The organism is Bacillus massiliigorillae, assembly GCF_000380245.2.
Taxonomy (GTDB): Bacteria; Bacillota; Bacilli; order Bacillales; family DSM-1321; genus Bacillus_AD; species Bacillus_AD massiliigorillae.
This window is the reverse complement of sequence record NZ_HG428742.1, coordinates 452,220-472,860: the sequence shown is the minus strand read 5'-3', so window position 1 is coordinate 472,860 and position 20,641 is coordinate 452,220. Positions and strand designations below refer to the sequence as shown.

Annotated in this window: 15 protein-coding genes; 12 read left to right on the top strand and 3 right to left on the bottom strand. The window is 37.3% G+C overall.

The genetic code is table 11. From position 1 onward, the window contains the following. Window positions 1–77: 77 nt before the first annotated feature. On the bottom strand, window positions 78–2,135 hold the full coding sequence (locus TX86_RS18290; protein ID WP_042351100.1) for a transglycosylase domain-containing protein: 2,058 nt from the start codon (window positions 2,133–2,135) through the stop codon (window positions 78–80). Between the two features lie 562 nt (window positions 2,136–2,697). On the opposite strand from TX86_RS18290, the gene TX86_RS18285 reads away from it, so the two are divergent. The 5 genes from TX86_RS18285 to TX86_RS18265 all read left to right on the top strand — a co-directional run bounded on the left by TX86_RS18285 (window position 2,698) and on the right by TX86_RS18265 (window position 6,976). Continuing rightward, on the top strand, window positions 2,698–3,132 hold the full coding sequence (locus TX86_RS18285) for a YwiB family protein (protein WP_042351099.1): 435 nt from the start codon (window positions 2,698–2,700) through the stop codon (window positions 3,130–3,132). Then, on the top strand, window positions 3,133–4,803 hold the full coding sequence (gene argS, locus TX86_RS18280; RefSeq protein ID WP_042351097.1) for an arginine--tRNA ligase: 1,671 nt from the start codon (window positions 3,133–3,135) through the stop codon (window positions 4,801–4,803). A gap of 257 nt (window positions 4,804–5,060) precedes the next feature. Next, window positions 5,061–5,492, top strand: a complete 432-nt coding sequence (locus TX86_RS18275) for a helix-turn-helix domain-containing protein (RefSeq protein WP_042351095.1) — start codon at window positions 5,061–5,063, stop codon at window positions 5,490–5,492. A gap of 21 nt (window positions 5,493–5,513) precedes the next feature. Continuing rightward, complete coding sequence (locus TX86_RS18270) at window positions 5,514–6,248, top strand: ABC transporter ATP-binding protein (RefSeq protein ID WP_042351093.1); 735 nt, start codon at window positions 5,514–5,516, stop codon at window positions 6,246–6,248. After that, window positions 6,245–6,976 carry an ABC transporter permease gene (locus TX86_RS18265; RefSeq protein ID WP_042351091.1) on the top strand — a complete coding sequence of 244 codons (732 nt, stop codon included), beginning with the start codon at window positions 6,245–6,247 and terminating at the stop codon, window positions 6,974–6,976. Before TX86_RS18270 ends, TX86_RS18265 begins: the two co-directional genes overlap by 4 nt. A 93-nt stretch (window positions 6,977–7,069) precedes the next feature. Here the strand turns inward: TX86_RS18265 and uvsE are convergent, their stop codons facing one another. Both uvsE and cls read right to left on the bottom strand, forming a co-directional pair. Next, on the bottom strand, window positions 7,070–8,023 hold the full coding sequence (gene uvsE / locus TX86_RS18260; RefSeq protein WP_042351090.1) for a UV DNA damage repair endonuclease UvsE: 954 nt from the start codon (window positions 8,021–8,023) through the stop codon (window positions 7,070–7,072). Window positions 8,024–8,035: 12 nt separating this feature from the next. Beyond that, entirely contained in the window at window positions 8,036–9,238 is a 1,203-nt protein-coding gene (gene cls, locus TX86_RS18255; protein ID WP_081707745.1) for a cardiolipin synthase, read from the bottom strand. Window positions 9,239–9,507: 269 nt separating this feature from the next. On the opposite strand from cls, the gene TX86_RS18250 reads away from it, so the two are divergent. From TX86_RS18250 to icmF, 7 genes are all read left to right on the top strand, one after another. Continuing rightward, on the top strand, window positions 9,508–11,619 hold the full coding sequence (locus TX86_RS18250; RefSeq protein ID WP_042351088.1) for a (Fe-S)-binding protein: 2,112 nt from the start codon (window positions 9,508–9,510) through the stop codon (window positions 11,617–11,619). Window positions 11,620–11,840: 221 nt separating this feature from the next. Then, window positions 11,841–13,028 (top strand): acetyl-CoA C-acetyltransferase, encoded by a 1,188-nt coding sequence (locus TX86_RS18245; protein WP_042351086.1) that lies wholly within the window; start codon window positions 11,841–11,843, stop codon window positions 13,026–13,028. Between the two features lie 141 nt (window positions 13,029–13,169). Beyond that, window positions 13,170–14,021, top strand: a complete 852-nt coding sequence (locus TX86_RS18240) for a 3-hydroxybutyryl-CoA dehydrogenase (protein WP_042351085.1) — start codon at window positions 13,170–13,172, stop codon at window positions 14,019–14,021. 38 nt (window positions 14,022–14,059) lie between these two features. Further along, the gene (locus TX86_RS18235; protein ID WP_042351084.1) at window positions 14,060–15,196 is read left to right on the top strand and encodes an acyl-CoA dehydrogenase; all 1,137 of its coding nucleotides are present in this window, start codon (window positions 14,060–14,062) and stop codon (window positions 15,194–15,196) included. A 29-nt stretch (window positions 15,197–15,225) separates the two neighbouring features. Next, complete coding sequence (locus TX86_RS18230; RefSeq protein WP_042351083.1) at window positions 15,226–16,368, top strand: acyl-CoA dehydrogenase; 1,143 nt, start codon at window positions 15,226–15,228, stop codon at window positions 16,366–16,368. 172 nt (window positions 16,369–16,540) lie between these two features. Further along, window positions 16,541–17,167, top strand: a complete 627-nt coding sequence (locus tag TX86_RS18225; RefSeq protein WP_042351081.1) for a TetR/AcrR family transcriptional regulator — start codon at window positions 16,541–16,543, stop codon at window positions 17,165–17,167. Between the two features lie 37 nt (window positions 17,168–17,204). Continuing rightward, window positions 17,205–20,471 (top strand): fused isobutyryl-CoA mutase/GTPase IcmF, encoded by a 3,267-nt coding sequence (gene icmF, locus TX86_RS18220; RefSeq protein ID WP_042351080.1) that lies wholly within the window; start codon window positions 17,205–17,207, stop codon window positions 20,469–20,471. Window positions 20,472–20,641 lie beyond the last annotated feature (170 nt).

Genomic DNA, 20,641 nt, shown 5'->3' with positions numbered 1-20,641 from the left:
TCGGTCGAAGCGCTCCAATCTATACGTCGCAAAACGGGCGCTTGCGCTTTTCTTATTGTCCGATTTTACTTCTTCAATCACCAAAATGGAATAATTTTTTTATACCATGGTTTTTTTCTTTCTTGTTGTTTAGGTTCTTTTTCTTCAGAACTTAAATGTAACGTACATTGTTCGGTTGGCTCCGTTCCTCTGACGAAATACGTGAGTACAGAGACAGGGCAATCCTTCGTGGCGATTTTGCCGCTTTCAGGATTGATTTTTACCCCAATCACATTATTTCCGCTTGGTTTGAATTTCTTGAAGGTTGATTTCGATAAACTATTTTCCATAAAATCAGCCCAAATATTTTTCGCATATTGTTTATCAGCCGTTCGTTCCATAAGCTTTGACTGGTCATAACCTGTCCAGACACCTGCAACCAGGTCTGGAGTATAGCCAATCATCCAACTATCCGTTTGAGTAGAGCCAGATTTTCCAGCATATTGCCTTGTTAGTCGAGGAACGATGGTTGAACCTGTTACAGAAGCATATCCGTTCAGTTTTTGATTAAAGACACCTGTTAACATGCCCGTTAAAACGAATGCTTGATCACGATCTAATACCTCTTTTGTGAATGTTGGAGCTTGATAGATAACTTCGCCTTTATGGTTTTCTACTTTTTTAATAAATACAGGCTGTATTTCTTTTCCACCACTTGCTATTCGACTATACGCATTTACCATCTCAATTACTTTTACGCCAGAAGTTCCAAGAGCTGAAGCAGGTACAGCTTCAACATTACTTTGAATTCCAAATTTCTTAGCTGTATTTTGCAGCTGTTTTTCACCGAGGAATAGATGGGTTTTAATAGCGTATATGTTATCTGATAATGCTATAGCTTGAGCTAATGAAATTTCTTTATTCGCATATTGCGAGTTGAAATTATGTGGAGTATATGAAGCTTTCCCGTCATCAAAAGTAAAGGTAGTGGCTTCACTCTTTAACATAGTTGTTGGTGTAAACCCATGCTCTAAGGCTGAATAATACAATAATGGTTTGATTGTGGACCCAGGCTGGCGAACCGCTTGAGTAGCACGATTAAAAGCACTCTCTTCATAGTTGCGTCCTCCTATCAGTGCTTTCACTTCACCATTCTTTGGATTCATGGCTACAAGAGCTCCTTGTATATCACTATCTTCAGAGAAACGAGACTTGAATGCTTCTTCACCAATTTGTTGTTCATGTAAGTCTAATGTTGTATATACTTTAAGTCCACCGAGTGCAATGGTCTTTTCATCGAGATGGAGCTGAGATTTTAAGACTTGTTGAACAGCATCAAAGAAGTACGGTGCAAGTTGCTTTGTTTCTTCAAGATGCCCATTTAACGTGATTGGTTCATTTTGTAATGCTTGTATTTGCTTTTTTTTAATGTATTTTTCGCTTGCCATCGAAGCTAATACAATTCCTTGTCTTTTCTTTGCATTTTCAAAAGAAAGGAAAGGTGAATAATGTGAAGGACCTTTTGGAATGCCAGCTAGCATAGCTGCTTCAGCTACTGTTAAATCCTTCGCATTCTTACCGAAATAATACTGACTAGCAGCTTGGACACCATATGCGCCATGTCCAAAGTAGATGGTATTTAAATAGCCTTCTAAAATTTCATTTTTAGAATAGTTCATTTCGATACGCACAGTGTAAAGTGCTTCATTTAACTTCCGAAACCATGTTTTTTCATGATTTAAAAAAAGATTTCGAGAATATTGTTGCGTAATTGTACTAGCACCTTGCACTTTTGACATTGCTTTCACATCGGCAAAAACTGCTCCAGCAATTCGTTTGTAATCAAAACCGTTATGTTGATAAAATCCTCGATCTTCTACTGCTAGTACAGCTGCTACCATATCTGGTGAGATATCCTCTAACTTAGTCCAGTATCTCTTTTGTCCTGTATGTGATTCTGCGAATAAGGTTCCATCTTCACTGTAGAAAAGGGATGACTGAGGTACAGCTAACGGTGGTGCCCCAAGAATTTTTGCATAGATTAAGACGCAAAAGTAAAGTGTTAATATGGCAATTAGTAGTAATGAAAATAAGATGACAGCAGCTCGAAATAGTTTGGCTGCTTTATTTAATCGTTGTCCAGTTAGAATCTCCACTATTTCCACCCTTCCATCTTTGTAGTTTTAATGCTGCTTTTCTGTGCCCAACCTTACACCTGCTATGCGGGAGTAGATCAAGGAACATAAACATCAATCAAAAAAGATTGTTGACGGTTTTTTTAAAAGATAAGAATGCATATAATCTTGAATGGTGTCTAGCTCCAGCGACGTATAGATTTCGCCCATCTCCCTACGATAAGTCAACACGGAAAGGCTATCGCCTCTTCGTGTTTCCTTTATCTCAGTCGAAGTGCTCCAATCTATACGTCGCAAAACGGGCGCTTGCGCTTTTCTTATTAGTATGAAAAAAATCTCCATATTTTAAACATTTCTTCTAAAACTGAAATATTTTTCTTGTAAGACATGTAGGGGTAGGTGGCAAGTAATTGTCTTTTTCGTGGATTAAATCATAGGAAAAACGGTAATAACATTATCTAATGCTTGCGTATAGTTGAAACTTAAAATAAGAATCTTTATACTTATGAAAGTTAAAGATTTAAATCGTTTTATATAAAATAGAAAAGATAACCTTTTTTAAATTCAATAAAGGGTGAGAAGAGTGTCAGACACAAAGACAGTAAAAGTCGAATTAAAAACAACTATTACTAATGGTGAAGAAAGAGATTCTTATGAACTCTTGACATTTGGTACATTACAGCATAAAGGCCGTTCTATTTACCTTCGATATGATGAAGTCCAACAGGATTTGAATAAAACACATACAATTGTGAAATGGTCACCTGAAGAAGTTTTCATTATGAGAAGTGGTCATGTGAAAATGAGACAAAAATTCTTAAAAGATTTAATGACAGTAGGGTCATTTGAGAGTACTTATGGGACGATGCAAATGTTAACGACTGCTAAGAAAATGAATCATTCATGGGATGACAACACAAAAGAGGGCAAGATTCATCTTATTTATGATTTGAATATGCAGGGAAATGATGTAGGTCAATATGATATGTTGATTCGCTACAAGGAGGAAACAAAGTAAATGAATATCGTTGAACAAGTGCAAGAAAATTTAAAGCAGGAAATAAAAGCTGCTGTTATAAAAGCAAACTTAGCAACAGAAGAAGAAATGCCGAATGTTATTCTTGAAACACCAAAGGATAAAGTAAATGGTGATTATTCTACAAACATGGCTATGCAACTAGCGCGAGTAGCAAAAAAAGCGCCTCGTATGATTGCTGAAGAATTAGTAGCAAACTTTGATCAATCAAAGGCTTCTATTCAAAAAATCGAAATTGCTGGACCAGGATTTATAAATTTCTATATGGATAATTCATATGTTACGAAAATCATTCCTACAATTCTAAACTTAGGTGACAAATATGGGGAGAGTAAAGTAGGGAATGGCGAGAAAATCCAAGTGGAATTCGTATCAGCAAACCCTACTGGAAATCTTCATTTAGGACATGCTCGTGGAGCGGCAGTTGGTGATTCTTTATGTAATATTCTAGATAAAGCAGGCTATGCGGTTTCTAGAGAATACTATATTAATGATGCAGGTAATCAGATTAATAATCTTGCTTTATCTGTTGAGGCACGCTATTTCCAAGCTCTTGGCTTAGATAAAGAAATGCCAGAAGACGGTTACCATGGACAAGATATTATTGAAATCGGTAAGAAATTAGCTGAAGAATTTGGAGATCGTTTTACACATGAAGATGAGAAAGCTCGCTTTGATTTCTTCCGTGAGTACGGTTTGAAATATGAATTAGGTAAATTAAAAGAAGATCTAGAAGAATTCCGTGTACCTTTTGATGTATGGTATTCAGAAACATCATTATATGAAAATGGAAAAATTGATGCTGCATTAAATGACTTAAGAGAACGTGGTCACATTTATGAGCAGGATGGTGCTACTTGGTTCCGTTCAACTGAATTAGGTGACGATAAGGACCGGGTATTAATTAAGCAAGATGGTTCTTACACTTATTTAACGCCAGATATTGCTTATCACCGTGATAAATTTGCGCGTGGATTCGAAAAGCTAATTAATATTTGGGGAGCTGACCATCACGGATATATCCCTCGTATGAAAGCGGCAATTGAAGCATTAGGTCATGAGCAAGATCAATTAGAAGTAGAGATTATTCAACTTGTTCATTTATACAAAGATGGCGAGAAAATGAAAATGAGTAAACGTACAGGTAAAGCTGTTACAATGCGTGACTTAGTGGATGAAGTTGGCTTGGATGCAACTCGTTATTTCTTCGCAATGAGAAGTGCAGATACTCATATGGATTTTGATTTAGATTTAGCTGTATCTCAATCAAACGATAATCCGGTTTATTATGCACAGTATGCACATGCACGTATTTGCAGTATTCTTCGTCAAGGAAAAGAGCAAGGCTTTGATATAGATGGTAAATATGATCTATCACTTATTACATCAGAAAAAGAATTTGATGTTCTGAAGAAGCTAGGTGATTTCCCACAAGTGATTGCAGAAGCGGCTGAAAAACGCTTACCGCACCGTATTACTAATTATATCTTTGATTTAGCTTCTACTTTCCACAGCTTCTATAATGCAGAGAAAGTATTAGACCAAGATAATGTTGAACGTTCAAAAGCACGCTTAGCATTAATTCAAGCAGTTCGTATTACACTTCATAATGCTCTTGCATTAATTGGTGTATCTGCTCCTGAGAAAATGTAAATAGTGGAATCCCTAAAAAAAGCAGGTGGAGAAAAAGTAATTGCACTTTTTCTCCACCTGCTTTTTTGTATTTAAGACAGTATTCACATGTGCTTTTTCAGGCTAGGTTACTGCTCGTGGAATTGGGGTATTACTTAGAGTCGACAAAACAAGTAGAGGGTTGGAATCAATGCAACTAATGCTAACATCGATGTCATCTTTGGTTGATAGACAGTACTTATATAGAGGGAGATAATAAAGTAGGAGGTACGAAAAGTATGATAAATATGAATTTAAAACAACTTCGAATAATCCATCGTTTCACCCAAGAGGAAATAGCTGAACAATTGAATGTATCCCGTCAAGCCGTTGCTAAATGGGAAAAAGGAGAAACGATTCCTGATATATCTAGCTGTGTAACTTTGGCAAAACTATATAATGTGACGTTGGATAATCTAGTTAATTATTCAGGTGAAGATTCGGGATTGATGGTGCCTCCTAAAGGTAAACATTTTTTTGGAAGTGTGACTGTAGGAGAACGTGGACAGATTGTCATACCGAAAAAGGCAAGAGAGTTATTCAAAATAGCATCAGGTGATTCATTAATCGTTGTCGGTGATGAGGATCGTGGATTGGCAATTGTTCCTCAAAGCTATATGCAAATGTTTTTTGAGCAGGCTGCTTTTAGGCCGGATGAGACAGATAGATAAAATACTGGGGAGGGAGAGGGCATGAATTCCGCAATTGAAATAACTAATCTCACTAAAAAATATGGTTCAAAGATGGCGGTTGATGATGTATCTTTGTCAATCGGTCAAGGCGAATTATTTGCTCTGTTGGGTGTGAACGGGGCAGGGAAAACAACATTGATTAAATTGCTATCCTGTTTAACAAAGCCGACAAGTGGAGATGCGGTTCTATTGGGAAATAGCATTTTAGAACATCCCCAAAAGGTAAAAGAGTGTATAGCTGTTTCTCCACAAGAAACGGCTATCGCACCCAATTTGTCTGTTAGGGAAAACTTAGAGCTAATGGCCGGTGTACATGGTTTTGATAAAGCGGAAACAAAGAAGAAAACAGATGAGATGATTGAGCTTTTCTCATTTGAGCAAATAGAAAAGCAACGCAGTAAAACGTTATCTGGTGGTTGGCAGCGCCGATTAAGTATTGCAATGGCTTTGATTAGTAATCCGAGCATAATCTTTCTTGATGAGCCTACTTTAGGACTGGATATATTAGCACGACGGGAGTTATGGAATGTAATCGAAAACTTAAAGGGTAAGGCGACTATCGTATTAACAACTCACTATTTGGAGGAAGCAGAAGCATTATCAAATCGTATTTGCATTATGAAAGATGGAAAAATTAAAGCTTTGGGTACAGTAGAGGATATGAAGCAAAAAGCAGGTACAGATCGTTTTGAAGATGCTTTTGTTAAATTTGTTTCAGAAGGTGATTCAAAATGAAAATGAAGGTATTTTCCAATAGAACAGCGAAGGAAATCCTTCGCGATCCTTTATCCTTATTTTTTGGTATCGGCTTTCCTGTAGTCCTAATATTATTACTTACGGCGATTAATAGAAACATCCCGACTGATATATTCAATATTGAAGAATTGACGCCAGGTATAGCGGTGTTTGGTTTATCTTTTATGTCCTTATTTTCAGCACAGCTTATTTCCAAAGATCGAGCATCCTCCATGTTGGCTCGATTATTTACAACACCGATGAAAGCGTCTGATTATATATTAGGGTACATACTTCCACTGGTTCCAATGGCATTGGTACAAAGTATCGTTTGCTACCTTGTTGCCTTTTTGCTTGGAATGGAAATGACAGCTTCTATTCTAGTAGCTTTAGTCATGATTCTTCCAACATCAGTAGTTTTTATCGGTATTGGGTTGTTATGTGGTAGCATATTGAATGAAAAGGCAGTTGCTGGTGTATGTGGCGCCTTGCTTACTAATCTTACTGCTTGGTTATCTGGTACTTGGTTTAGTCTAGAACTTGTGGGTGGTACGTTCAAAACAATTGCCTATTGGTTGCCTTTTGCTCATGCAGTAGATATGGGAAAAGCCGCAGTGAATGGAAATTATAGTGAGATATTTTCTCACTTTTGGTGGGCTCTAGGTTATGGAGTATTGTTCATGTTTATTTCAGTCATAGTGTTTAAGAGAAAAATGAATACAGATTAATTTATAATCTGAAACAATTAGAAAAGAGCTGGCTCAAAAGTCATTTGGTAGTGACTTTTGAGTCAGCTCTTTTCTTGGATAGTTTCCCTTTTCTTACATAGTTACAATTGCACCACTAATTCTTTTTGTCCCTCGTATTTTTGAGATATCTTCTACTAATCGAAGAAGAGCCTGATCTTTACTTTTTGCTTCAATCATAAAATCTACATCTACATGACATTTTTTCAACTCAGATAGAAATGGTTGAATAAAATCCAAATCTACAAAATCAGAATGTGAACGAAACTCCTTCTCTGATTTTGGTGATGAAATATGGATTTTGGGATTTAAACCAGTGTGTTGCCAAGTTTGAAAAATACGTGGTAGTAATTCATTTAAAGGCTCTTCACATAGATTTGCCATATGATGATGATAATCAAAGACACAAGGAATATGTTCACGTTCACACACAGCCAATGTTTCGCTAGCTGTATACGTTTTATCGTCATTTTCAAGTGTCATGCGGGTCTTTATATGTGGCGGTACTTGCTTAATATTGTCATGAAACCGTGCTAAAGAAGATACTTTATCACCATATGCACCACCCACATGAATATTCATGTATGAATCGTCTTCAATTCTCATTGCTTCAAGCATTTTATAATGGTATTCAAGATCGCGAACAGAGTTATTGGTTATCTCTATTTTTGGACTTGTGAACAGAGTAAATTGATTGGGATGAAAGCTGACGCGCATTTTATTATTTTTAATTATCTGTCCAAGTTCTTGCCACTCATTATGAAAGGGCGTAACAAAATCCCATTGTACTTCAGGATGTGTAGCGAGCGGTACGATTGAACTGGATAGGCGATATAATTCTATTTCATGAGCCACATTATAATACAACATTCGTTTTGTATTTGTAATATTGGTTAGTGTCACAGCCTGTAACTTAGCGAGTCTTTCTTCTTCAGCAAGTTGGGAATAACGCTTGAAAGTTACAGTTTTAGAAGGGGACGCATCCCATAAAGTTATAGCGGTAGACACGTATCCAAATCGAATAATCATGATGTCCTCTCCTTATAAAAAAGTGGCAATCATTGCTGCTATTTTTTCTTTGGTGCTTCGCCATATGTTAAATTTGTTTAATTGTTCAAGTGACATAGAGCTGCTGTTCTTAAAATCCATTTCAATTTCCTGCTTTACTTCAGCTATATATGCTGAATCGTAGATTAGACAATTAATTTCATGGTTTAAAAAAAGACTACGTTTATCAAAATTCGCTGTACCAATATCGAGAATGCTATCATCGATTAATAAGTACTTCGCGTGGAAAAATCCTTTTTGATATTGGTAGATTTCAGCACCATAGGAAAGTAACGTTCGAAAATATGGGAACGAGGCTTCTTTCACAAAGATATGATCAGATGTTTCGGGTACAAGAATTTGAATATGAACACCTTTCTTTAACTTATAAATTAATTCATTCATAATTTTTTCGGAAGGAATAAAGTAGGGCGTTCCGATGATGATAGAATTTTGTGCTTGTTTGATCAAGTCTACAAATGTTTCTTGCAAAAATAATCCTTCAGTTGGAACGAACTGATGAAGATGTTTTCCTTTGTAACCTTCATGAATGAAAATATCTTTATATTTAATATTTTCACCTGACCCTTCTAACCAATCTGCTAAAAATTCCACTTCTAAGTCTTGAACACCTTCACCTTTTAATCTTAAATGATAATCACGCCAAGGGTTTAGCTTTTTGTCTTGGTTATTGTATTCTTTTCCAATGTTAAATCCGCCGATATAGCCGATTTTGCCATCGATAATCGTAATTTTTCGATGGTTTCTTTCTTGAGATGAATAAAAGAAAAAAGGAAACTTGGGTAAATGACAAAAAGAAAATTTCACTCCTGCATTTTTTAATGACGTGATGGTTTGTTTGCTGAAACTTAAGCTTCCACCCCAATCTAACAAGAGTCGAACTTCGACTCCTTCAGTCACCTTTTTCTTAAGTAGATTCGTGAAACGCTGACTGATCTTATCATTTTTTACAATAAAAAAAAGGATGTGTACATATTGAGTAGCTTGTTGAATGTCTTGAAACAGCTTTTCAAAAAGCTCCGGTCCTGATGTATACAGAGAAATATCACTGTTTCGTTTAGGGTATGTTGTTTTTTGAGTTTGTGAAATATGCTTCTTTCGACCTAATTTGAAGTCGATTAGTAGTAAAAAAATGAGTATCAAAATACATATTAGAATAATTAAAAGCGCTTTCAAATATTTTCTCTCCTCTACAAAAATCGTCCTTCATTTATTTTTTCTCAAAACGCGTAGAATTAACCAGAATGGGTTGATGAGAAGAAAATGAAGATAGAAAAAAATAGAAAAACGTTGACTGAATCGTCATTCACTATATAATATATTAGTAATAAATAAAAAATTCTGAAAATAAAAAATGAAAAACATTAAAGGGATTTTCATCGAAATGAAAGGTTTGGTAGGTTAAAACTGCATCTTTTGTTGCTCTTTATGGGGAAGGAGACGGAATGGAAGGATTATTATGGGTTAACCTCATCGCGTTTTTACTGATTGTTGCATATGCCATAAGCCTGTTTGTTTACTTGATAAAAACGAGAATTAAGTACATCAAATTGGGAAAGAAAGTGGAATTTGATAATCGTGTAAAAGAGAGGCTTCAATTAGTCTGGGAAAATGTTTTTGGACAGAAGAAGTTATTGAAAGATAAGAAAAGCGGTATCATGCATGTGATGTTCTTCTATGGCTTTTTATTAGTACAGTTCGGAGCGATTGATTTAATTATTAAAGGTATTAAGCCAGGTGTACACTTACCGTTTGGTCCGTTGTATCCAGCGTTTACTTTTTTCCAAGAAATCGTTGCTCTGATTATTTTAGTAGCGGTTGTTTGGGCATTTTATCGTCGTTATATCGAGAAGCTTGTTCGTCTGAAGCGAGGATTTAAATCAGGTTTAGTGCTTATTTTTATCGGTGGGTTAATGGTATCGACATTAATTGGTAATGGTATGGCACTAATCTGGCATGGTCATGATCCTAGTTGGACTGAGCCAGTTGCTTCAGCTGTAGCAATTGTTTTTTCTGGTATCGGAAAAACAGCTGCAATTGTTGGATTCTATATTGCTTGGTGGATTCATGCGTTGATTCTACTAACATTCCTTGTGTATGTTCCACAATCGAAACATGCTCACTTAATTGCTGGACCAGCTAATGTTTATTTTCACCGTTTATCTAATCCAGGAAAGTTAACAAAAATTGATTTCGAAGATGAGTCTCAAGAAACATTTGGTGTTGGTAAAATTGAGGATTTCAGACAAAATCAATTAATCGATTTATATGCTTGTGTAGAATGTGGTCGCTGTACGAATATGTGTCCAGCAACAGGAACAGGGAAAATGCTCTCTCCAATGGATTTGATTTTGAAGTTACGAGATCATTTAACGGAAAAAGGTGCTGTAGTGACAAGGCAACAGCCTTGGGTTCCAGGGTTTGCTTTCTCTAAGACAAAAGGGAATCAACTAGCTTTAGCAGCGGCTGGACAAGGTGTAGAAGAGCAGGCAGCAACGTCTATTTACGATCCAAGTTTAATCGGGGACATTATCACCGAAGAAGAAATTTGGGGTTGTACAACTTGCCGTAACTGTGAAGACCAATGTCCGGTTATGAATGAGCATGTTGATAAGATTATTGATTTACGTCGTTATCTTGTCTTGACAGAAGGAAAGATGAATCCGGATGCACAGCGTGCGATGCAAAATATTGAGCGTCAAGGTAATCCGTGGGGTCTTAACAGAAAAGAAAGAGAGAGCTGGCGTGAAATTCGTGAAGATGTAACGATTCCGACAGTGAAAGAAATGAAAAAAGCTGGAGAAGAGTTTGAATATTTATTCTGGGTAGGCTCAATGGGTTCTTATGATAACCGTAGCCAGAAAATTGCGTTATCTTTTGCGAAGCTTTTGAATGAAGCAGGCGTGAAGTTTGCGATTCTTGGAAATAAAGAAAAGAACTCTGGTGATACAGCAAGACGACTTGGAAATGAATTCGTATTTCAAGAGTTAGCGACGAACAATATTGCGGAATTTGAGAAGAATGAAGTGAAGAAAATAGTCACTATTGATCCGCATGCATATAATGTCTTCAAGAACGAATATCCTGATTTTGGCTTGGAAGCTGAAGTATTTCATCATACAGAAGTGCTGGCTCAATTAGTTCGAGAAGGAAAATTAAAACCAACGTTTGCAGTAAACGAGACAATCACGTTCCATGACTCTTGTTACTTAGGTCGTTATAACGAGGTATACGATCCTCCACGTGAAATTCTGAAAGCGATTCCTGGAGTTAAACTGGTGGAAATGGAAAGAAATCGTGAAACTGGAATGTGCTGTGGCGCAGGCGGTGGCTTAATGTGGATGGAAGAAGAAACAGGACATCGTATTAATGTGGCGAGAACAGAGCAGGCATTAGTTGTAAAACCATCTGTCATCAGTTCAGGTTGTCCATACTGCTTAACGATGCTTTCGGATGGAACAAAAGCAAAAGAAGTGGAAGAATCAGTTGGTACGTATGATGTTGCTGAGTTACTAGAAAGAGCGGTTGTAGGAATAAAAACTGCTGTTGAAGCGTAAGATTTAGGGATTTACTTATTTGTACAAAAATGGTTTGAATTTACTGTGCAATCATGTACAATGAAGTTGTTAAAGGGTCATTTACTTATTTGAAATATTCACAAAAGAATAGGGTAGCATGAAGATGCCTCCCTTTTCTTTTGGTTTATTTTGAGTGAGCGTTCGGTCAGAGGTCGTTTAAGGTTTATTGTCTAAATTTTCAGAAGAAGGGCGAGGGTAAGATGGCAAAAGCGGTTATTGTAAGTGGGGTAAGAACACCATTTGGTAAGTTCGGTGGCGGTTTAAGTAGTTTATCTGCATCAGATCTTGGTGGAATAGTAATTAAAGAAGCCTTGAAACGAGGAAATGTAGATCCAGAGTCTGTTGGCGAAGTAATTATGGGAACTGTTCTACAAGGTGGCCAAGGTCAAATTCCTTCACGCCAAGCTTCTAGAAAAGCAGATTTACCTTGGAATGTTAAGACAGAAACGATTAATAAAGTTTGTGCATCTGGTATGCGAAGTGTGACATTAGCCGATCTTCTAATTCGTGCTGGTGAAGAGGAAATTATCGTTGCTGGTGGAATGGAATCCATGAGTAATGCTCCTTATATTCTTCCAAATGCTCGTTGGGGAATGAGAATGGGAGAATCGCCTGCAAAAGATTTAATGATTCACGATGGTTTAAGTTGTAGTTTCACAGGTGTGCATATGGGAACATTCGGTAATAGTACTGCGGCTGAGTTTGATATTAGCAGAGAAGAGCAAGACCAATGGTCATATCGTAGCCATAAGCTAGCACTAGAAGCAATTGAATCTGGCAAACTAGCAGAAGAAATTGTTGCAGTTGAAATCCCGCAACGAAAAGGCGAGCCACAGCTAGTAGAACACGATGAAGCTCCTCGAAAAGGCACTACTGTGGAAACGCTATCAAATTTAAAGCCAGCGTTTGGTAAAGAGGGAACAATTACAGCTGGGAATGCTCCTGGAGTAAACGATGGGGCAGCAGCACTTGTGTTGATGAGTGAAGATCGTGCTAAGGCTGAAGGTAAAGAGACTTTAGCATATATCCTTGGTCATGCTGAAATTGCTATTGAATCGAAGGACTTTCCTCAAACACCTGGTTTGGTTATTAATGAAATCTTAAAGAAAACGGGCAAAACTGCAGAAGAAATTGATTTATTTGAGATCAATGAAGCTTTTGCTGCTGTTGCCTTGGCAAGTAATAAACTAGCAAACTTAAATCCTGACAAAGTGAATGTAAATGGTGGGGCAGTAGCGTTAGGCCATCCAATCGGTGCTAGTGGTACTAGAATTATTCTTACTTTAATCTACGAATTAAAGAGAAGAGGCGGCGGAATTGGCGTTGCAGCTATTTGTAGCGGCGGCGGCCAAGGTGATGCAATCATGATTGAAGTACCAAAGGCATAAGCAAGGCACCGTATATGGTTAGTGAGTGTTGGGATGGACTTGCCTTAAGTTCCTACCCAACATCATTTTTTGAGTGGAATTGAACAACCGCTCAACAATATACATCATAAGGGTTAAAGAAAATACAAGGGGGAAGTTAAATTGACTATTAAGCAGGTTATGGTAATTGGCGCAGGTCAAATGGGTGGCGGTATTGCTCAAGTATGTGCGATGTCAGGGTACAGTGTGTACCTCCATGATTTAAAAGAAGAATTTGTTGAGAAAGGTTTAAATGTTATTAAGAAAAACCTAGCTCGACAAGTATCTAAAGGCAAAATGACAGAAGAAGAGCAAGCGAATACACTTCAACGTCTTATTCCGTCTGTTGATCTGCAAAATGCAGCAAAAGTAGATATTGTCATTGAAGCAGCTGTAGAAAACATGGAGATTAAATCAAAACTGTTTGCCGAATTAGATAGTATTGCTGCTGAACAGACTATTTTGGCAACAAACACTTCTTCTTTACCTATTACTGAAATTGCAGCTGTTACGAATAGACCAGAGAAAGTAATTGGCATGCACTTCATGAATCCTGTACCTGCTATGAAATTAGTTGAAGTAATTCGTGGCTTAGCAACGAGCGATGAAGTGTATCAAGTGGTTGAAGATTTAGCAAAAGCGCTTAATAAAATTCCAGTTGAAGTGAATGATTTTCCAGGCTTTGTTGCGAATCGCATCCTAATGCCAATGATAAATGAAGCCATCTACACATTATATGAAGGTGTTGCATCGAAGGAAGCTATTGATGATGTCATGAAGTTAGGAATGAATCATCCGATGGGACCGCTTACGCTAGCAGACTTCATTGGCTTAGATACTTGTCTTTATATTATGGAAACGCTTCACGAAGGATTTGGAGACGATAAGTATCGTCCATGTCCATTGCTACGAAAATATGTGAAAGCTGGTTGGTTAGGTAAGAAGGCAGGTAAAGGTTTTTATACGTACGAATAAGTTAGAGTGGCTTTAAAGCATCGAGGGGGGCTAGGGGGATGGATTTACGTTTTACAGAAGAACAGGGCATGATGCGAAAGATGGTCCGCGATTTTGTTCAAAATGAGGTCAAACCATTTGTAGAAAGAATGGAAAAAGGGGAGTTTCCTAGAGAACTTATTCAAAAGATGGGTGAACTAGGATTAATGGGTATTCCAATTCCAGAGCAATATGGTGGAGCTCAAATGGACTTTGTTTCCTATATTATTGCGATTAATGAAATCTCTAGAGTGAGTCCAACGTTGGGAGTTATTCTCTCCGTACACACATCTGTAGGAACAAATCCAATTCTGTATTTCGGCACAGAAGAACAGAAACAAAAGTATGTGCCTAAGCTTGCTTCTGGTCAATATTTAGGAGCATTCTGTTTAACTGAGCCAGGGGCCGGGTCAGATGCAGCAAGTTTAAAATCTCGCGCCGTATTACAGGGAGACCATTATATTATTAACGGCTCTAAAGTATTTATTACAAATGGCGGAGAAGCAGATGTATACATCGTGTTTGCTTCCACTGATCAAACCAAAGTAAGTAAAGGCATATCGGCATTCATCGTAGAGAAGGATACACCTGGATTTATTATAGGAAAAGATGAACATAAAATGGGGCTACTCGGTTCACGAACGGTTCAAATTACTTTCGAAAATATGAAAGTACCAAAAGAGAATCTATTAGGAGCTGAAGGAGAAGGCTTCAAGATCGCGATGGCTAACTTAGATGCAGGAAGAATAGGCATTGCCGCACAATCATTAGGAATTGCTGAAGGCGCTATGGAACATGCTGTTGCTTACAGTAAAGAACGTAAGCAATTCGGTAAACCAATTGCTGCTCAGCAGGGGATTGGCTTCAAACTTGCAGAAATGGCTACAAATATTGAGGCAGCGAGATTGCTTGTTTATCAGGCAGCGAGCATACGTGCTGCTAATCTACCTAGTGGAAAGGAAGCATCTATTGCTAAATTATTTGCTTCAAAAACGGCGGTAGAGGTATCTATAGAAGCTATCCAAGTGTTTGGTGGTTATGGATACACGAAAGAATATCCGGTTGAAAGATATTTCCGTGATGCAAAAGTAACGGAAATTTACGAAGGTACAAGTGAAATTCAAAGAATGGTTATTTCCAAATTTTTAACTAAATAAATAGATAAAGATTAAGGTGGGGAATTATTATGAATTTTAAATTAACAGAAGAGCATGAAATGATTCGTAAAATGGTTCGTGATTTTGCAAGAAATGAAGTAGCACCATCAGCAGCAGAGCGTGATGAAGAAGAAAGATTTGACATGGATATCTTCAAAAAAATGGCTGAGTTAGGGTTGACTGGTATTCCGTGGCCGGAAGAGTACGGTGGAATCGGTAGCGATTATTTAGCATATTGTATCGCAATCGAAGAATTATCCCGTGTTTGTGCTTCTACAGGGGTAACTCTTTCAGCTCATACTTCATTAGCAGGCTGGCCTGTATATAAATTTGGTAATGAAGAACAAAAACAAAAATATCTTCGTCCAATGGCACAAGGTGAAAAAATCGGTGCCTACGGCTTAACTGAGCCTGGTTCAGGGTCAGATGCTGGCGGCATGATTACAACAGCTAAGCTTGATGGTGATGAGTATGTATTAAATGGCTCAAAAATCTTCATCACAAACGGTGGAATCGCTGATATTTACGTTGTATTTGCTTTAACAGACCCATCGTCTAAACAAAAAGGAACAAGTGCATTTATCGTAGAAAGCACATTCCCAGGATTCAGTGTAGGTAAGAAAGAACAAAAATTAGGTATTCGTTCTTCTCCAACAACTGAAATCATTTTCGAAGATTGCCGTGTACCAAAAGAAAATCTTCTTGGGAATGAAGGAGACGGCTTCAAAATCGCAATGATGACACTTGATGGTGGAAGAAATGGTATTGCTGCACAAGCTGTAGGGATTGCTCAAGGTGCTCTTGATGCAGCTGTTGACTATTCTAAAGAACGTGTTCAGTTTGGTAAACCAATTGCCGCACAACAAGGCATTGGCTTTAAATTAGCAGATATGGCAACAAGTGTTGAAGCAGCTCGTCTTTTAACATATCAAGCAGCATGGTTAGAATCAGAAGGCTTACCTTATGGGAAAGAATCTGCCATGTCTAAATTATTCGCTGGTGACACAGCAATGAAAGTAACAACAGAAGCTGTTCAAGTATTTGGCGGCTATGGTTATACAAAAGATTATCCTGTGGAGCGTTATATGAGGGATGCAAAAATTACGCAAATATATGAAGGAACACAAGAGATCCAAAAGCTTGTAATTTCAAGAATGATTACGAGGGATTAATGATCTAATTATTCCTTTAAACATTTGATAATATAAGGCAATATGAAGGGCAAAGAAGTGCCAATCTTATAGGTTTTTTAGCACTTTTTTTGCTCTTTGTGTTCCATATATATAATGCTTTGTTCCGTAGGGGTGTGGATGAAGCGATACGGTTTTAAAGGGTGGTGTATTAATGAGGCGAAGAGAAGTCCAGGCATCAGTTAAAGATGAACTGCTAATTAAGAAAAGGCGGAATCAAATGATTAAAGGTGCCGTTTCGCTTTTTAAAGAAAAAGGTTTTCATCGAACAACAACAAGAGAAATTGCAAAAGCATCTGGATTTAGTATTGGGACTCTTTATGAATATATTCGCACGAAGGAAGATGTACTATATCTAGTTATTGATCGAATTTATGATGAAGTTAAAGAAAGGCTAGAACGAGATTTATCCGGGAAAAAAGGTACATTAGAAAGTTTAAAACTTGGAATAGCAAATTACTTCAAAGTGGTTGATGAAATGCAAGATGAAGTTCTTGTAATGTATCAAGAAGCTAAATCGTTATCCAAAGATGCTTTACCATATGTACTGAATAAAGAAATCGCGATGGTTGCGATGTTTGAGAATTTAATTCGCGATTGTAATGATAATGGCGAAATTCATTTAACGGAAGAGCAAATTAAGATGCTTGCTCACGATATTTTTGTGCAAGGACAAATGTGGGGTTTTAGACGATGGGCACTTCGTAATTTGTTTTCTATTGAAGAGTATATTGAAGTTCAAACTAGTTTATTAGTTAAGGGTTTAATCAATAATTCTTAAGGCGAATTAGAATAAAAGTAATATGGGGGGAACGACAATGAATGCGGTTACATTATATAAGCCAAAAAATCATATTCGTTTTATTACAGCGTCTAGTTTGTTTGATGGGCATGATGCTTCTATTAATATTATGAGAAGAATATTACAAAGTACAGGTGCAGAGGTGATCCATCTTGGGCATAACCGTTCTGTTGAAGAAGTTGTAAATGCAGCTATTCAAGAAGATGCACAAGGTATTGCGATTTCTTCTTATCAAGGTGGTCACGTAGAGTACTTTAAATATATGTATGATTTATTAAAGGAAAAAGGAGCAGAACATATTCGGATTTATGGCGGCGGTGGTGGTGTTATCGTGCCACGTGAAATTAAAGAGCTGCATGATTATGGGATTGCACGGATTTTTTCGCCTGACGATGGCCGTGAGCAAGGCCTACAAGGCATGATTAATGTGATGATGGAGGAATGCGATCAAGCATTAGCAAGTGCATCATTTGAAGAAACCGTTGAAAAACTTCCATCAGGTGATTTTCAAGCTGCAGCTAAACTGATCACGGCAGTAGAGAATCAGATTAATGAAGCTGGTGAAAGAGCGGCAGCATTAGACTCAACGATGGAAAAAATCAATGAATTAGAAAAGAAAATTCCGGTCATTGGAATTACAGGAACCGGTGGAGCAGGAAAAAGCTCATTAACAGATGAATTAATTCGTCGATTCTTAAATGAAATACCAGATAAAAAAATTGCCATTCTATCCATTGATCCAACGAAGCAAAAAACAGGTGGCGCTCTACTCGGTGACCGTATTCGTATGAATGCTATTTTTAATAATCGTGTGTATATGCGAAGCTTAGCAACTCGTACTTCAAGAAGTGAAATTTCTTTAGCATTGAAAGATGCTTTATCTGTAGTGAAGGCTGCAAACTTTGATGTAATTGTTGTAGAAACATCGGGTATTGGTCAAGGTGATGCTGCGATTACAGAAGTATGTGATATTTCTCTTTATGTAATGACGAGTGAATTTGGAGCGCCTTCTCAACTTGAGAAAATTGATATGATTGATTATGCGGACCTAATTGTAATTAATAAGTTTGAGCGAAAAGGTTCAGAGGATGCGCAACGACAAGTACAAAAACAATATCAGCGTAGCCGTAATTTATTTGATAAAGAGTATACGGATATGCCGGTATATGGAACGATTGCAAGTCAGTTTAATGATGCTGGAACGAATGGTTTATTCGCTGCATTAGTAGAGTTGATTAATGAAAAAACAGGTAATAATTGGACGACATCATTCTCGAAGGATAGTAATGTAGAATTGCAAAATGTCATTATTCCAAATGATCGTCGTTATTATTTAAGAGAAATAGCCGAAACCGTTAGAAAATACAAGGCAACGGCAAATGAACAAGCAGAAATTGCACGTAAGTTATTCCAATTAGAAGGTGCAATTGAAGAGGTTAAGAGAAATGAAGTAAATGAAGAAGTGTTAGCTTCATTACAAATATTAAAAGGTAAGGTAGAAAGTCAATTAACGAATGAGTCGAAAAACATACTAAATGGTTGGGATAAGTTCAAGGAAAGCTATCAGCAAAATCAATTAGTCACAGTTATTCGTAATAAAGAAATCGTGACAGAGCTTAAGACAAAGAGCCTTTCTGGTTTGATGATTCCGAAGGTTTCCCTACCAAAATATAAAGATTATGGCGATATTTTAACGTGGGTCTATACAGAAAATGTACCTGGTTACTTCCCATATACGGCAGGTGTGTTTCCATTCAAGCGTGAAGGGGAAGATCCAAAGCGTCAATTTGCTGGAGAAGGGTCACCTACAAGAACAAATAAGAGATTTCATTATCTATCCAAGGATGATGATGCAAAGCGTTTAAGTACAGCCTTTGATTCAGTTACTTTATATGGTGAAGATCCGGATCATCGTCCTGATATCTTTGGTAAAGTTGGCGAAAGTGGTGTTAGCATTTGTACATTAGAAGACATGCAGAAGCTGTATGGTGGTTTTGATTTATGTCATCCGTCCACTTCTGTTTCTATGACAATTAACGGACCTGCACCAATCATTTTGGCTATGTATTTAAATACAGCTATTATTCAACAAGTAGAAAAGAAAGAGCAGGAATTAGGAAGAAGTTTAACAGTTGCAGAACAAGAAGAAGTGAAGCAATTTACTCTTCAAACAGTTCGCGGAACAGTGCAAGCGGATATTCTAAAAGAAGATCAAGGACAAAATACGTGTATATTCTCTACAGAATTTGCACTCCGCATGATGGGAGATATTCAAGAATACTTTATTGGAAATAAAGTGAGAAACTATTATTCTGTATCGATTTCCGGCTATCATATTGCAGAAGCCGGAGCAAATCCAATCTCTCAATTAGCCTTTACATTATCTAATGGTTTCACATATGTAGAATATTATTTAAGTAGAGGTATGAAAATTGATGATTTTGCACCAAACTTATCATTCTTCTTCTCTAATGGTTTAGATGCGGAATATACTGTAATTGGTCGAGTAGCTCGCAGAATTTGGTCAACCGTTATGAGAAATCGTTATGGCGCAAACGAACGCAGTCAAAAGCTTAAATACCACATTCAAACATCAGGTCGATCACTTCATGCTCAAGAAATAGATTTCAACGACATTCGTACAACACTACAAGCCTTAATGGCGCTACATGATAATTGTAATTCATTGCATACGAATGCATACGATGAAGCAATTACTACTCCAACTGAAGAGTCCGTACGCAGAGCAATGGCTATTCAAATGATTATTACGAAAGAACATGGTTTAACGAAAAATGAAAATCCATTACAAGGATCATTTATAGTAGAAGAATTAACAGATCTTGTAGAAGAAGCTGTACTTCAAGAGTTTGAACGATTAAATGATCGAGGTGGCGTTCTAGGCTCGATGGAAACGCAATATCAACGTGGTAAAATCCAGGATGAATCTATGTATTATGAGATGAAGAAGCATACTGGAGAGTTGCCAATCATCGGAGTAAACACATATTTAAATCCAAATCCACCAACAGAAGAAGATTTAAACAATATTGAGTTGGCACGAGCAACGTTAGAAGAAAAAGAAGGTCAAATTACAAATCTACGTGCATTCCAAGCGAAGCATAAAGATCAAACAGAAGACGCATTACGCAACTTGAAAAAAGTAGCGATGAGCGGAGAAAACATCTTCAACGAATTAATGCATTGTGTAAACGTAGCAAGCCTAGGCCAAATAACAAGAGCACTTTACGAAGTAGGCGGACAGTATAGAAGGAATATGTGATTGGAAAAGTGAAAGTGCTCGTTTTGCGACGTATGGACTGGAGCCCACTTCCTTAAGATAAAGGAAACACGAAGAGCCGTTAGGTGATTCGATGTTGACTTATCGTAGGGAGGTTGGCGAAGTCCACTAGGAGCTGGGCGCAGGAGCTAGACAATAATAAAAAGGTTGTG

Excerpts from the sequence above, each read along its gene's own strand:
- TX86_RS18230 (WP_042351083.1), top strand. The coding sequence starts at position 15,226 with ATGAATTTTAAATTAACAGAAGAGCATGAAATGATTCGTAAAATGGTT.
- TX86_RS18265 (WP_042351091.1), top strand. The coding sequence starts at position 6,245 with ATGAAAATGAAGGTATTTTCCAATAGAACAGCGAAGGAAATCCTTCGC.
- TX86_RS18235 (WP_042351084.1), top strand. The coding sequence starts at position 14,060 with ATGGATTTACGTTTTACAGAAGAACAGGGCATGATGCGAAAGATGGTC.
- TX86_RS18270 (WP_042351093.1), top strand. The coding sequence starts at position 5,514 with ATGAATTCCGCAATTGAAATAACTAATCTCACTAAAAAATATGGTTCA.
- icmF (WP_042351080.1), top strand. The coding sequence starts at position 17,205 with ATGAATGCGGTTACATTATATAAGCCAAAAAATCATATTCGTTTTATT.
- argS (WP_042351097.1), top strand. The coding sequence starts at position 3,133 with ATGAATATCGTTGAACAAGTGCAAGAAAATTTAAAGCAGGAAATAAAA.
- uvsE (WP_042351090.1), bottom strand. The coding sequence starts at position 8,023 with ATGATTATTCGATTTGGATACGTGTCTACCGCTATAACTTTATGGGAT.
- TX86_RS18275 (WP_042351095.1), top strand. The coding sequence starts at position 5,061 with ATGATAAATATGAATTTAAAACAACTTCGAATAATCCATCGTTTCACC.
- TX86_RS18245 (WP_042351086.1), top strand. The coding sequence starts at position 11,841 with ATGGCAAAAGCGGTTATTGTAAGTGGGGTAAGAACACCATTTGGTAAG.
- TX86_RS18250 (WP_042351088.1), top strand. The coding sequence starts at position 9,508 with ATGGAAGGATTATTATGGGTTAACCTCATCGCGTTTTTACTGATTGTT.
- TX86_RS18225 (WP_042351081.1), top strand. The coding sequence starts at position 16,541 with ATGAGGCGAAGAGAAGTCCAGGCATCAGTTAAAGATGAACTGCTAATT.